12 protein-coding genes are annotated in these 14,403 nt (G+C 43.5%); 8 read left to right on the top strand and 4 right to left on the bottom strand.

Translation table 11 applies throughout. From position 1 onward, the window contains the following. Positions 1-141: 141 nt before the first annotated feature. Both DW251_RS02410 and DW251_RS02405 read right to left on the bottom strand, forming a co-directional pair. A complete protein-coding gene (locus DW251_RS02410) occupies positions 142-1,962 on the bottom strand; it encodes an aminotransferase class I/II-fold pyridoxal phosphate-dependent enzyme (RefSeq protein ID WP_118300111.1) in 1,821 nt (606 codons plus the stop codon). Positions 1,963-1,975: 13 nt separating this feature from the next. Continuing rightward, positions 1,976-2,932, bottom strand: coding sequence for a glycosyltransferase (locus DW251_RS02405; RefSeq protein ID WP_021869346.1), 957 nt, complete (start codon positions 2,930-2,932; stop codon positions 1,976-1,978). Between the two features lie 230 nt (positions 2,933-3,162). Between DW251_RS02405 and DW251_RS02400 the strand changes: the two genes are divergently transcribed. Beyond that, positions 3,163-4,110: an Rpn family recombination-promoting nuclease/putative transposase gene (locus tag DW251_RS02400; RefSeq protein ID WP_118300109.1), complete on the top strand. Its 948-nt coding sequence runs from the start codon at positions 3,163-3,165 to the stop codon at positions 4,108-4,110. A gap of 238 nt (positions 4,111-4,348) precedes the next feature. On the opposite strand, the gene DW251_RS18470 is transcribed toward DW251_RS02400, so the two are convergent. Further along, on the bottom strand, positions 4,349-5,029 hold the full coding sequence (locus DW251_RS18470) for a YHYH domain-containing protein (protein ID WP_118300108.1): 681 nt from the start codon (positions 5,027-5,029) through the stop codon (positions 4,349-4,351). Positions 5,030-5,130: 101 nt separating this feature from the next. Further along, entirely contained in the window at positions 5,131-5,967 is an 837-nt protein-coding gene (locus tag DW251_RS02390; RefSeq protein WP_118300107.1) for a MurR/RpiR family transcriptional regulator, read from the bottom strand. 206 nt (positions 5,968-6,173) lie between these two features. Here DW251_RS02390 and DW251_RS02385 point away from each other — a divergent pair, with 206 nt between their 5' ends. The 7 genes from DW251_RS02385 (at position 6,174) to DW251_RS02355 (ending at position 14,138) form a co-directional block, all read left to right on the top strand. Continuing rightward, on the top strand, positions 6,174-6,950 hold the full coding sequence (locus tag DW251_RS02385) for a sugar phosphate isomerase/epimerase family protein (RefSeq protein ID WP_182433558.1): 777 nt from the start codon (positions 6,174-6,176) through the stop codon (positions 6,948-6,950). A 2-nt stretch (positions 6,951-6,952) separates the two neighbouring features. Further along, positions 6,953-8,044, top strand: coding sequence for an ABC transporter substrate-binding protein (locus DW251_RS02380; RefSeq protein WP_118300105.1), 1,092 nt, complete (start codon positions 6,953-6,955; stop codon positions 8,042-8,044). 35 nt (positions 8,045-8,079) lie between these two features. Continuing rightward, a complete protein-coding gene (locus DW251_RS02375) occupies positions 8,080-9,810 on the top strand; it encodes an iron ABC transporter permease (protein ID WP_118300104.1) in 1,731 nt (576 codons plus the stop codon). Then, positions 9,755-10,786, top strand: coding sequence for an ABC transporter ATP-binding protein (locus tag DW251_RS02370; protein ID WP_021869339.1), 1,032 nt, complete (start codon positions 9,755-9,757; stop codon positions 10,784-10,786). The genes DW251_RS02375 and DW251_RS02370 overlap by 56 nt, the downstream gene beginning before the upstream one ends. A 17-nt stretch (positions 10,787-10,803) precedes the next feature. Next, positions 10,804-11,559: a phosphatase gene (locus DW251_RS02365; protein WP_118300103.1), complete on the top strand. Its 756-nt coding sequence runs from the start codon at positions 10,804-10,806 to the stop codon at positions 11,557-11,559. A gap of 142 nt (positions 11,560-11,701) precedes the next feature. Further along, positions 11,702-13,186: an oligosaccharide flippase family protein gene (locus DW251_RS02360; RefSeq protein WP_021869337.1), complete on the top strand. Its 1,485-nt coding sequence runs from the start codon at positions 11,702-11,704 to the stop codon at positions 13,184-13,186. A gap of 64 nt (positions 13,187-13,250) precedes the next feature. Beyond that, positions 13,251-14,138, top strand: coding sequence for a LicD family protein (locus tag DW251_RS02355; RefSeq protein ID WP_118300102.1), 888 nt, complete (start codon positions 13,251-13,253; stop codon positions 14,136-14,138). The last annotated feature ends 265 nt before the right edge of the window (positions 14,139-14,403 follow it).

The following is a 14,403-nucleotide window of genomic DNA, read 5'->3' as shown; positions in this document are numbered from 1 at the left end:
TACAACGAAAAGACCGTCTGGACTGGATAATGAACAGGTCCGGGCGGTCTTTTTTGTTGCCAAGCATATCGAGGAGGCGCCAGTGGCGCGTCCGCTGATTGTTAGCTGATTAAAAGTGGTTTTATATTGTTATTGTTCAGATCAGTGAGTTAAAATTTCTTCAAGTGCTTTTACCAGCACATCATCTTCCTCTTCATTCCGGATGGCGATCCGTAAAAACTGGCGGTCATCTCTGGAGATCTTGGAGGACAGGTCTTTGATAAACAGGTTATAGCGGGTTAAAAGAAGCTCTGTTATCTCTGTGGCTTTGACATTTTCGCCTGTGAGTTCCACCATCAGGTAATTTGCCTGGGATGGGAAGATGCGGACACCGGGGAGACTGCCAAGTTTTTCCGCAAAACGGGCCCGCTCTGTGCGAAGCTTGTCTAAAGCAGAGGCATAGTCTTTTCTGTATTTCTCTTCGATCTGCATATAAAACTCACCAAAGGAATTGATATTCCAGATGGCAACATCTTTTTTCAGCTGTCCGATCAGGTCCGTATCGCCGCTGGCAGCGACACCTAAGCGCAGTCCCGGGATACCGTAGGACTTGGAAATGCTCTTTACCACGATCATATGTGGATTTTCATCTAACAGTTCTTCCACTAAAAGGGTAGGTTCTGTTTCTTCTGCGAAGTCTACGAAAGACTCATCTGCAAGGAAGCGGATGCCTTTTTTCTTTGTCCAGCGGGCTAGTTTTAACATACCTTCACGGGAGATATAATTGCCTGTTGGATTGTCCGGATTAACTAATACCAGGCAGTCAAGGTTCTTATCTTCAAAGAAGTTCATCACATCATTTTCATTATAGGAGAAATCTTCTGTCTGAGGAACGAATGCAATGACCTTTTCTTTGTCACAGCGGTTTGCATATTCTTCAAAGGCAGGACGGATCACGCCCAGATTGCCTTTTACACGCTCCATAAGGGCTTTGATCAGTTCTGCAGCGCCATTTCCTACTACGATCTGATCCTGGCGGAGGGAGAAGTTTCTGGCGGCCAGGAGAGAGTTTACAGCCATTCCGGATGGATACTGTCTTGCAAGGACATCAAAATTATGTTTGATCTCATCCATCATTTTCTGCGGCGGATAATAACTGTTTACCAGATAGCAGAAATCCAGCATTTTTGGATAGCGCCAGTAGCCGCCGAAACGCTTCTGGATCAGGTGAGTGCGCTCTTTTTCCGGTGCGAAAATGGACTCAGCAATGTTCAGATCCTGGATATCGTCAATTTCATACCAGCGCTGGTTCTCATCCAGACGTTTTGCCTTGATGCCTGGATCATCTAAAGTTACCAGAACCTTCAATACCTGTTCATAGTATTCATTATTTCCAAGTGCTTTTGTATAAGCTTCCAGAAAAGGAACATAGTGTGTCCTGGAAAATTCCTGGCTGAATTTATAAAGGTTTACGGTCTTGTAATAATGTTCGGTATCGGAAAAACGGAACTTTTTGCCTGGGATCATGGCTTCGATATCGTCCTGGTCAGAGAGGACCAGACAGGTTCCGTCCATCCATGACTCATATTTGGCAGCCAGTGCCAGACTGTCTCTTGGGTCATCAGTAAGGCTGTTTAATACAGAGTCCTCAAAGATGATATCAGACTCTAAAAGAAGAGTGTCTTCTTTTAATAAATAGTCTTTTGCCAGGAAAAGGGAGTAAATATTGTTGGTGCGGTCATAGACCGGGTTGTCAATAAAGACAACCGGTGTTTTGATATGCAGACCTTCAATATGTTCTCGAAGTTTTTGGCCTTCATATCCGGTAACAATAACGATCCGGGACAGGTTATGCTGTTCTAACTGGTTTAAGGTGCGGTTGATCAGGGGAACACCGTTTACCTTTACCATACATTTTGTATTATTCTGTGTCAGCTGCTTTAAACGTTTTCCCATTCCGGCAGCCAGGATGATTGCTTGCATGCGTTTTTCTCCTTTATGATTTGTATCCGCTTCCAGGCAGGTAATCCGGGGATATTCCGTCTGGTTTTTTATGGCGGTTTTTAAGGACATCTTTGTAGACTTTGATGCGGTAACGGCGCATTTCTTTCTGGTTTCCAAGCAGAAGCCCGAAGGTATCCAAGAAAATGTGGGCTTTATGGTTCAGCCAGATATATGCCATATACAGGTGTGGATTTTTGGAATAGGTCTTTCCTATGTCAATGGCATTGCGGAAACCATAGTAATTTTTCCAGCTGATGACCGGGGCGGAACCAACGGGGGCTGTTTTGTGGTTTAAAACAGCTGTAGTCACATTTAAGATCCGTGACTGGTCATGGAACCGCAGACAGTATTCTGTATCATCGAACCAGATGAAATATTCTGTTTTTGGAAGGCCGATCTTTCGTACCATGTCAGCGTTTACCAACAGGCCGCAGAAGGTGCTGATATCGTATTCAAAAGAAGCTTTGGCATATTCCTCTTCCGGTACCGGCTTATAAAACATCAGTCTTGGACACTGGATGAAACGTCTGTGGGTGGTATCAATGGCTCCGGCAGTAGTTACAGTGCCGGAATAAGCCAGGTAGTTTGTTTTTAAAATGGCTTTCTGAAGCTGTTCTATATAATCTGCTGCGATCATGGCATCATCATCAATGATCAGGATCCAGTCACAGTCTGTTTTTCCAAGATCTTCCAGTCCCTTTGCAAAGCCGCCGGCCCCGCCGATATTTTCCGGAAGATGGAGGATGTGAAACTCCGGTTTTCCGGCGTTTGGGAAAACGGTTTCAGTTCCAGCCGCCAGCTGGTCCAGATATTCTGAAGTACCATCTGTACTGTGGTTGTCTACAATACAAATATAAGAAAAGGGAACTGTCTGGGACAGAACCTGCTGTATGCATTCTTTTAATAATTCCAGTCGGTTGTAAGTAACGATTGTAACTGCGAATTTCACGATAGGCTCCTTTCGCGCCGTGTTCAATGTGTGTGTTTGCACGCTCACTACAGTATAGCATAAGCAATTTATATGGAAAAGTCAAAAAAACTTATTGAAAGATTTTTGGGGGTACAACCGTACCATTATTTAATGGAGGGGGATAATTTTTCTTGGGAATTCCATTGCATGTACAGGAAAATTATGATAATCTACCAGTATAGGATTCCTCTGTAATATGGAGGAATAAAATGAGTAAAAAAACACTGGAAGAACTGGTATTTCATGACGATTTTATGTTTGCAGCTGTTATGATGGATGCAGAAAACTGCCGATGTTTCCTAGAACGTGTGTTGGAGATCCAGATTGAAAGAGTTGAGATCAGCACAGAACATGGTTTCTTTTTCAATCCGGAATGTAAGAGTATTCGCATGGACGTATTTGCAAAAGATGAAAACAGGACGCATTATGATATTGAGATGCAGCTGGTGAAAAAAGACAGTCTGGAAAAACGCAGCCGTTATTACCACAGTCAGATGGATGTGGAAATGCTGGAAAAAGGGAAAAGTTATGGAGAGCTGGCAGACACATATGTCATTTTCATTTGTAACTTTGATCCCCTGGGGCAGAAAAAATGCCGTTATACCATCCGCAGATACTGTGAAGAAACGGGAAATGTATTTGGTGACGGAGTCTGCACTGTTTTTCTTAATACAAATGGAAAAAATCGTGAGGAAATACCAAAGGAACTGGTAGCATTACTTGATTTTGTTAAGGCTGATCTGGCTGGAAGTGAAGCTGATTATGAAGATGCATTGGTCAAACGGCTTCAGGAGTCCATGCGCCAGATCAAAAGAAGCCGGAAGATGGGGGAACGCTATATGATGTTTGAACAGTATATGAAAGAGTATGTTCAGGAACATGCAGATGAGATCCGGGAAGAAGCGTGGGCAGAAGGATTGGCAGAAGGCCATGCAGAAGGCTTACAGAAAGGTCGTGCAGAAGGCTTACAGGAAGGTCGTGCAGAAGGCTTACAGGAAGGTCGTGCAGAAGGCTTACAGAAAGGCCGTGCAGAAGCTACTACCAGACTGAATAAATTATATTCCTGCCTTCTGACATCGGATCGTGCAGATGATCTGCAGCGTGCACTGAAGGATCCTGTATATCTGGAACAGTTATTGCAGGAGTTTGGTTTTTAATGGCCAAAATAAAGATCAATGATTATAAATTCTATGAATAAAAAAGTCCGGCTCATATCATGTGAGCCGTTTTGCCTGAATGGCAGAATCTATTTCTATTAAGTATCTTATATCGTAGTCAATTCGACTGAATTTCAAAAGAGGTACAGAGGAATCCTATATGCTTTTATGTAAAAAGTGAAAACTGCCGTAGGAACATCTGTTTGAGATGAACCTGCGACAGTTTGTGCTTTGCCTGTTAATATTCTTCTAAGTCGTAATCATAATCGTAGTCATATTCTGTGTCATCATCTGATGTTTCGTCTCCTGGTTCATCTACGGCATCGTAATCGGTCTCGTCCAGTACGCCGTCAGAGTCAAAGTAGTAATATTTCCCATCTATGGTCAGTCCGCCAGTTACCATGGCACCGCTTGCGTTAAAATAGTACCAGTGTCCATTTAACTGCTGCCAACCGGTAAGCATATAGCCGTCACTGTTAAATAGATAGGTGGCGCCGTCGATGTCAGCTATACCGTCAGCATAGTAGGTATCTGCAGAAAGGCGGTACCACCAGCCATGATCATCTTTCTGCCAACCAGTAGAAACCTGAGCGGCTGCTGTTTCTGTTTGATTTTGATTTCCGGAAGAAGACGGATTTTTGGAGGAAGAACCACCAGCTGAGCCGGAATTACCAGAAGAACCGCCTGCATAAGGGCAGACCCCGTTTGGATGGAGATGAGCAGGATTGCCTCCGCAGTGATAGTGATAGCTTCCAAGACCGCTTTTGTTTTTATAATCATGATGTCCGCCGTTTGCATCAGTCCGGCCTTGATGTGCCTCAGCCTCTATAATCAGATTTCCGGATATTCCGGTAAATGCAGGCGTAAGTACCAAAGAAAGACTGAAAGCAGTGATAAGAACAGCCAATGGCTTTTTCATAGTTGTACTCCCCCTTATGATCATTTGTGGATCTGTATTTATTATGGTTACATTATAAGTATAGAATAGGCACAAAAACGGTGATTTGTCAATGGCTGAGGTCATCTCCGTATGATCTGTGCATATTCGGCCCGCAGTTTCTCCAGATAATGGCTGGAGGTGAGACTGTTTTTGCTTGCCTGCATCAGATTTAAAATGATCAGATCAAGGACCAGTAAAGGAACCGTCATAGAATGATATTCATTTGGTTCGCCGCGATAGCAGTAAAAAGTCAGTCTGGACGGCATTTCTTCCTGAGTCGCAAAAAGGTCTGTAAAAAGGATAACCGGGCAGTTTATCTTGTTACAGTGATTTAAAAGGATCCGTGTTTCACCTAAAAGACGTGAGAAACTGAAAAGAAGGACCAGATCATTGCCGGTAATGTTGACCATATATTCATAAATGGCAGATCCACCTTCTAAGAGAACAGGCTGGATCCCCAATCGTCTTGCGCGATAACAAAAAATGGATGCCAGTCCGCAGGAAGCATCCGGGGCATAGATATAAACATGCTGTGCCTGCAGTAAAAGGTCTGCTGCACGGGCTGGAAGTGCTGGATCCATACGGTCCAGCGTTTTTGCTGTATTATTTCCAAAATGCATTTTCAGGTCTTCTGTAAGGGAAGCGGTTTCTTCAAAACGCTTCAGTGCAGAAGTAAGGCGGGAACTGGGAGTAGCGGTATCCTGGATCCGCTGCTTTATTTTCAGTTCTTTTAAATTCTGAAATCCTATTTTTTTCCAAAATCTTGAAACCGTGGCAGGACTGATGCCTGTGTGTGCAGAAAGTTCTTCTGAAGTGAGATACTGAAGCTGTTCTTCGTTTCGCAGAAGATACTGTATCAGTTTATGGTCCGATTTTGAAAATGTATCTTTATATTGTTCATATAATTCCTGAAGCATCTGAGAATACAACTCCTTTTTTGATCTGAATGGCTGAAAATGATCATCTATATGAGTTATTTTATCATTTGGTGATCATAAATGCAAATAAAATTTCATAATTATAATAAATGAAAAATATTACTCATATTTTACATTTCCCTGCTTTTGAATTTTACATTCCAGACCGTATAATGCAAACAGTTCAACAGGAAAGGGGCATGGATATGAAACAGATATTTGTTTCATCGACTCTGCTTTGGAATGCCGGGCTGGAAGAAATGTTCCAGCGGGTATATGACAATGGATTTGATGGAATCGAACTTTGGGCGCAGCAGTTTTTTGCAAGAGGGTATGACACACAGGAGTATCTGCGTCTTCAGGCATTATACCCTTTAAGAACCTGTGTACACAGCTGCAGCTGGGATTTAAATCTGGCTTCCATGAATCAGGGGATCCGGGAAATGTCCATAAAACAGGTGGAAGCATCTATGAGGCTGGCAGCAGAGTTAGAAGCAATGGAACTGACAGTTCATCCGGGACATATGACACTTCCGGGACGAAGAGAAGAGAGCATGAAACTTCTTCAGGACTCGTTAGAACAGATCGGAAGGCTTTCTGACCGGATCGGAGTAGATGTTTCTTTAGAGATCATGGAAAAGATCCCAAAAGAATTTGTAACAGATGCACAGAGTATGGAAGAAGCAGCAGGAAGCAGAAAAAAACAGTTTTTTTATACTCTGGATATAGCACATTGTGACAGCGAAGAAGAACCATTTCACATATTAGACCAGCTGAAACGGATCTCCAAGATCCATATCAGCAACCGGAAAGGAAAATGTTACCATACTCCTTTAGGAAACGGCGATTTTTCATTTAAAGAAATGCTTCCCCAACTTTTAGCATATGGACTCCCTCTGGTAACAGAAGGCTATGATGACAGCAGGGATTTTCATATATTTACAGAGAATACAGCTTTTTTAAAAACAAACGGAGGACTTTAAAAATGAATAAGAAAATGGCATTGATCTTAACAACAGCAGCAGTTATGGGACTTGCAGGATGCAGCGGACAGACTGATAAAACAGAAACAACAGCAGCGCCTGCCAAGACCACAGCAGAACCGGCTACACAGGCAAAGGCAGAGACGACAGAAGCTTCCACAGAGGCAGAAAAGAAAGATGTTTCCGGAAAGATCACATTATATACTTCCCAGCCGGAGGAAGATGCACAGAAGCTGATCGATGGCTTTAACAAAGAGTGCCCGGATGTAACAGTAGATGTATTCCGTTCCGGAACAGAAGAAGTAGTCAGCAAGGTTTTGGCAGAGCAGACAGCAGGTGCTGTTCAGGCAGATGTGCTTTTAGTAGCAGACAGTGTTACATTTGAAACTTTAAAAGAACAGGATATGCTTTTACCTTATGAGTCACCGGAACTGAAAGGCATTCCGGAAGAATACATTGATAAAGACCATATGTATACAGGAACAAAGGTGATCACAACAGGTATTGCATACAACACAGATCTGGTAAAAGATGCGCCAAAGGGATTTGCAGATCTGACAGGAGAGGCATTTAAAGATGCAGTGATCATGCCAAGCCCGTTGTATTCCGGTGCAGCAGCTTACAATCTGGGGGTACTCAGCCGCAATGAAACATTAGGCTGGGATTTCTTCCAGGGATTAAAGGATAACGGAATTACAGTAGATAAAGGAAACGGAGCAATACAGAAGGCAGTAGTGGCAGGAGAAAAGTCCTGCGGTATCCTGGTCGATTACATGGCAAACCGTTCTAAAAATGATGGTGCCCCGGTAGAGTTTGTTTATCCGGAAGAAGGTTCACCAGCCATTACCGAACCAATTGGTGTGTTAAAAGACTCCAGGAACCAGGAAGCAGCAGAAGCATTTGTAGATTTCGTTCTTTCTGATGAAGGACAGGAACTGGCAGCTTCTATTGGTTATACACCTGTAAAAGAGGGTGTAGCAGCACCAGAAGGATTAAAATCCATTGATCAGATCAAGACCATCAGTGCTGATACAAAAGAACTTTACAGCAGCCGTGACGCAGATAAAGAGAAATTTTCTGAGATCTTCCAGTAACAGCAGGTATACAGGCAGAAAGGGGCAGCATTGTTATGAAACATAAAAAAGTCTTAGGCAGTACAGGTCTGCTGCTGTTTTACCTGGGAGTCTTCCTGGTATTTATAGCGCCGATCGTCCGTTTACTGTTTATGAGCCTGAAAGGAAGCGATGGTTATGGACTTTCTAATTATCAGGTCCTGTTACAGGAAAAACGGACCAGAGAAGCGATCTTTAATACGATCCTGATCGCTGCTTCCTCTACCATGATCGCCATCGTGGCAGGAAGCGGACTGGCTCTGGCAGCAGCTTATACCAATATAAAAAGAAAAAGGCTTTTAGAATTACTGGTGCTGCTTCCTTTCATTATCCCCTCTTATATTATTACTCTTTCCTGGAGCGGATTTTTAGGTAAAAAAGGGATCGTAAACCAGATCCTTGGGGCCGTGGGGATCGGTCCGGTGAATATTTATTCCATTGGCGGTATTTTACTGGTGATCGGTATCTGCAACATCCCTGTTGTATACATGAGCGTGATCCATATGCTTCGGCGTATTCCAAGAGACCTGGAATGGGCTTCCAGAGCCTGCGGATTTGGTCTTTCTTATACACTGATCCATGTGGATCTGGTGCAGGTGCTTCCTGCGATCATTGCAGGCGGGCTTCTGGCGTTTTTATCAGCCATTGATAACTTCTCTGTGCCGGCATTTTTAGGTATCTCTTCTGGCATCCCGGTGCTCAGCACCTATATTTATGAAAAAGCAATTGGATTTGGACCAGACGCTTTCCCTCTGGCAGCTGCTCTTTCTGTTCTTTTATCTGTGATCGCAGTAGGCGGTACATTGATGGAAACAGCATTAGTGGGAAAAAATGGAAAATCAGAAAGCATTAAAGAAGATTATTCGGTACGTATTGAGCTGGAAGGACCAAAACGGAGGCTATTAGAATGGGGGCTGTTGGGAACATTAGGTGTATTAAATCTGGTTCCCATTCTGGTAATGATAAAAAGCGCATTTTTAAAAACATATGGCCTGAAAATGACGTTGGATAATCTGTCCCTTAAAAATTTTGCTTTTGTATTTACAAACAGAGGTGTTCTTGCCGCTGTCAGAAACAGTATCCTTCTGGCACTTGTGACTTGTGGAGTCTGTATTGTTGTGGGAACTGCAGCAGCCTATATGAAAGTGAGAAGAAACAGTAAAGGGGCTGTGACCATGGAAAAATGTGCTTCTCTGACCTATGCCATTCCAGGTATCGTTCTTTCTCTGGCAATGATCTTCCACTGGGTAGAGCCGCTTCCCGGGATCCGTCCGGGAGTATACGGAACCATATGGATCCTGGTGATCGCTTATATAACCAGATATCTGATCCTTCAGATCAAAGAGAGCACCACAGCTCTTATGTCTGTGAACCCGGAACTGGAAGAAGCAGTACGTGCCTGTGGCAGAGGCAAAAGAGCTCTCTGGCAGCAGGTATTGCTTCCTATGCTGGTACGTCCTATTTTATCCGGTTCCTTTTTGATCTTTGTATCATCACTTACAGAACTTACTTTGTCATCTATGCTTGCAAGTGCAGGAACAAAGACCATAGGACTTACTATTTTTAACTTCCAGCAGTCTGGAGATTACAATCTGTCGGCAGCTATGTCAGCTGTGATCGTTGTAATGGTTCTTACAGGTTACTGTCTGGTGGCTTTAAAACCGGCAGAAAAAAAGAAGAGAGGAAAAGAACATGAGTCTTTATTTAGAGCATATAACCCAGAGGTTCGGGCAAACACTGGCGCTTAATGACATTGATCTGGAAATACGAAATGGGGAGTTTCTGGCTATTTTAGGACCTTCCGGCTGTGGAAAGACCACTCTTTTGCGGGCGATCGGCGGATTTGCAAAACCTACAGAGGGAAAGATACGGATGGATGATGTGATCTATTCCGGAAATGGAAAAATGGTTCCGGTAGAGCAGCGTGACCTGGGAATGGTATTTCAGTCATTTGCTTTGTGGCCCAATATGACAGTGCGCCAGCATGTAGAATTTCCAATGAAGAGTCCAAAGCAGAAACACCTGACAGAGGCACAGAAAAAAGAAGCCGTAGATGCAGCCATTGAAAATATGGGATTAAAGCCTTATGAAGACCGGTATCCGGGAGAACTTTCCGGTGGACAAAGGCAGAGAGTCTCTCTTGCAAGAGCCATTGTGGGAAAGCCATCCATTCTTTTAATGGATGAACCTTTAAGTGCTTTGGATGCAGAATTAAAGATCAGTATGCGCCGGGTGATCCAGGATGTTCACCGTATGACCGGGGCGACCATTATTTATGTGACCCATGACCAGAGCGAGGCTCTTGCCATGGCAGATCGTATCCTCATTATGAAAAATGGAAAGATAGAACAGGTAGGAACACCTGAGGAGATCTATCTACATCCACAGACTGAATTTGCAGCGTCCTTTGTAAGCAAATGTAATTTTGTCAGAGGACAATGGAATGATTCCTATTTTAAAGTAATGGATCAGTCCCTTATATATGATGGACCGGAAGTAGCACAGGCTTTTAAAAACCATGGTCTGTTTCCTGTACGTCCGGAGCAGTTTCACATTGTAAAAGAAGGAAAAGGTATTCCGGCAACTGTAACCAACAGGCAGTACAGCGGCAGGGAGATCCATTATTCCTTAAAATGCGGGGAAGATACATTTACGGTATACGCAGGAAGCAGAGAACAGTATGAGCCGGGAGAACAGGTAAAGCTGGTTTACCAGGCATCATAAGAAAAGAGGAATAAAAAATGAAGCTGTTATTTGACCTTCACACACATACAGTGGCCAGTGGTCATGCATTTAGCACATTAAAAGAAAATATAGAAGAGGCAGCGGCCAAAGGATTAAAAGCCATGGGAACATCAGATCACTACAGTGCCATGCCGGGATCTGCGCAGCCTATTTATTTTACTAATTTTAAGGCGATCAAAGAGAAAATACTGGGAGTCCGTATTTTTACCGGTATGGAAGCCAATATCATAGATCTGGAAGGAAAACTGGATGCGGAAGAAGCTGTTTTAAAGAAAATGGACTATGTGATTGCCAGTCTTCATGTTCCCTGTGTAAAAGCAGGAACCAGAGAGGAAAATACCAATGCATTGATCGGAGCTATGAAAAATCCATATGTGAAGATCATCGGACATCCAGATGATGACCGTTTTCCTCTGGATTATGAAAAACTGGTAAAAGCGGCAGCAAAAGAAAAGGTGGCGCTGGAAGTAAACAACAGCTCTTTTTCTCCCCGTACCGGCAGACTGAATGCAGACAAAAATCTTCCGGTTATGCTGTCTTTCTGTAAAAAATACAAGGTGCCGGTGATCGTGGACAGTGATGCTCACATATTTTACGATATAGGAAACCTGGATCGGGCAAAGGAAATGTTAGAGGCCTGCGAATTTCCGAAAAAGCTGATCCTGAATACGAAATTAAAAGGTCTTTCTTATGTGCTGAATCTGGAACGGGAAGAAACAAGAGAGAAATATGATCATATGATGGAAGATTAGAACATTGCAGACAGATTTATCTGGAAAATCCGCAATAATGCCGGTACTGGCATTGTTGCGGATTTTTTGCCTTGCTTAAAAAGGTTTCCATGGGTATAATGAGCCAAGAGACAAAAAAGATTTTAAGAGAACATAAATATAAATGGAGTATAGAGAAGATCTTATGGCAAAAGCACCCAGTGTTCGGAAAAACTATATATACAATTTAATTTACCAGGTGATGACGCTGATCACCCCATTTATCACGACCCCGTATATTTCCCGCGTTCTGGGGGCAGATGGAACGGGAGTACAGAGTTATACCAATTCCGTAGTCCAGTATTTTGCCATACTGGCGGCTCTGGGAACGGCTTCTTATGGGCAGAGGGAGATCGCAAGACACAGAGATGAGATAAAGATACGCAGCCGGCTTTTCTGGGAGATCGAGGTGCTTTGTATGGCAACGACCGCAGCATGTCTTATTATCTGGCTGTTTGTGATCGGCTTTGCCAGGGAATACAGGCCTTATTATGTGGTATTGACGATGACACTGCTGGCAGTTGCTTTTGATATTTCCTGGTTTTATGGGGGGCTGGAGCAGTATTCCCTGATCGTTTTGCGAAATACGGCAGTGAAGCTTGTGGGCATTGCCATGCTGTTTTTATTTATCCGGGAAAAAGAAGATCTTCTGCTGTATGTGGCATTGACTGCGGCAACCGGACTTCTGGGAAATGTTTCCATGTGGGGATATTTAAAGGGGCAGGTGGAAAAGCCGGTTTTAAAAGAACTGCGTCCTTTGCGCCATTTAAAAGAGACTCTGGTTTACTTTATACCTACCATCGCCACTTCCGTCTATACCATTTTGGATAAGACTATGCTTGGCTGGTTTTCCGGGGAAAATAAGTCACAGAACGGTTATTATGAATATGCCACCGGTTTTGTGAATATGGCGAAAATACTGATCATGTCTTTTAATGCAGTTATGTCCGCCCGTATGTCCTATTTATTTGGAACTGGACGGATGGAAGAGATCCATAAGCGTTTCCAGGACTCACTGGATTTTGTCCTTTTAATGGCAATGCCTATTATGCTGGGTCTGGCGGGGATCGCAGCCCAGTTTATTCCCTGGTTTTTGGGAAACGGGTATCTGCCGGTGACATTTTTAATGTATGTATGCAGTCCTCTGGTGCTGGTGGTAGGTTTAAGTGACTGCATCGGCAGCCAGATTTTAACGCCTGGTGGAAAAAGGGCCCAGAGCGGCAAAGTGATCGTAGCAGGAGCTATGGTCAATGCCTGTTTAAATTTCCTTCTGATCCCTCATTTTGCAGCGTTGGGAGCAGCAGCAGCGTCAGTAGCAGCAGAATGTTTTATCACCTCCCTTTATCTGTGGCTGGGAAGAGATTTTATAAAGCTGAAAATGCTGGTGCGTTATGGCTGGAGGCGTCTTGTGGCGGCTGTTATTATGTTGGGAGCTGTGGTGTGGACGGGACAGTTTTTGGAACAGGTCCGTGGCCTGGGACCTATCACCACTTTTGTTCAGATCGGTGCAGGCGCAGTGGTGTATTTACTGGTGCTTCTGGTAATGCGTGATCCGTTCCTGTATCAGTATTTAGGGAAAATATACAGGCGGCTGACGGGACAGCCATAAAAAAATCACAGGAATGCCATGTTATGTGAGATAAAAACAGTTTGGAAGGATTGATTATTGGGACATGCTGAGAGAAAAGCCGGAATTTTATAAAGAGGAAATACGCTGCGGATACACGGTAGATGAAAAAACGAAGCGTGTATGGGCGGTGCAGCTGGAAATGTTAGATGAAGTGGAGCGCATCTGCAAAGCCAATGGGCTTAAATATTTTGCTGACAGCGGAACCTTGATCGGTGCTATCCGCCATGAAGGATATATTCCATGGGATGACGATATTGACCTGGTCATGCTGCGGGAAGATTATGATAAATTTGTGCAGATTGCCCCGAAATGGCTGAAAGAAGATCTGGTGCTTCAGACTGTGTATACAGAGAAAAATTACCTTCGCGGCCACGCCCAGATCCGAAACAGCAAGACCTGCGGCTGCAATGAAGAAGATAAAAAGGCGGGATATAACTGCGGCATTTTTATTGATATTTTTCCATTGGACGGTATGCCGAAAACGGAAAAAGAAAGAAAAAGCTGGGCCAAAAAGATCCAGTTTTATTGGACCGTGCTTTATACCTGGTACCGCTTTGATTATTATGAAAATGCAACGGTTTTTGGAAAACTTCTCCATGGCATTGGAATGCTTCTCCATGTTCCCATGGTCAAGGCATATAAGGGTTATGAAAAACTGTGTACCCGCTTCAAAGGCAAAGATACGGAATATGTCTGCGACACTGTATTTATCCGCTATCTGGAAAAAAACACCTGGAAGCGGGAGTGGTTCAAAGAAGCTGTTTACATGCCCTTTGAAAACCGTAAGATACCTGTTCCTGTAGGCTATGACGGCAGACTCACCGCCGAATATGGTGATTATATGAAACCGGCCAAAGCCCCGACTATGCATGGGGGACTGATCTTGGATCCGGATGTGCCATATACGGAATATTTAAAAAGAGAAAATTGATAGGGCTTTACCCAGGTAATTATTTGAGGTGGAAAATTTCGCACGATCCCCACGCTGTTGGTACAGACAAGGGAAACCTGAGAGATGCAGGAGAAGTGTGCGCCTGCCAAATAATTATCTGGTTTAGCATATATAGTAGAACGAAACAGGCAGAAACTTCGCATATTATAATTGCAAAGATTCTGCCGGTTATCTTTATCTTGTATACGAGATGAATACGTTTTCTTTTTGGAAATGGACTGTTATTATCTATTTAAACAGAGAA

Origin of the sequence: Clostridium sp. AM22-11AC, from assembly GCF_003473545.1 — a bacterium.
In the GTDB taxonomy this organism is placed as follows: domain Bacteria; phylum Bacillota; class Clostridia; order Lachnospirales; family Lachnospiraceae; genus Enterocloster.
The sequence above is the reverse complement of the archived record's forward strand: the minus strand, read 5'-3'. Positions and strand labels throughout refer to the sequence as shown.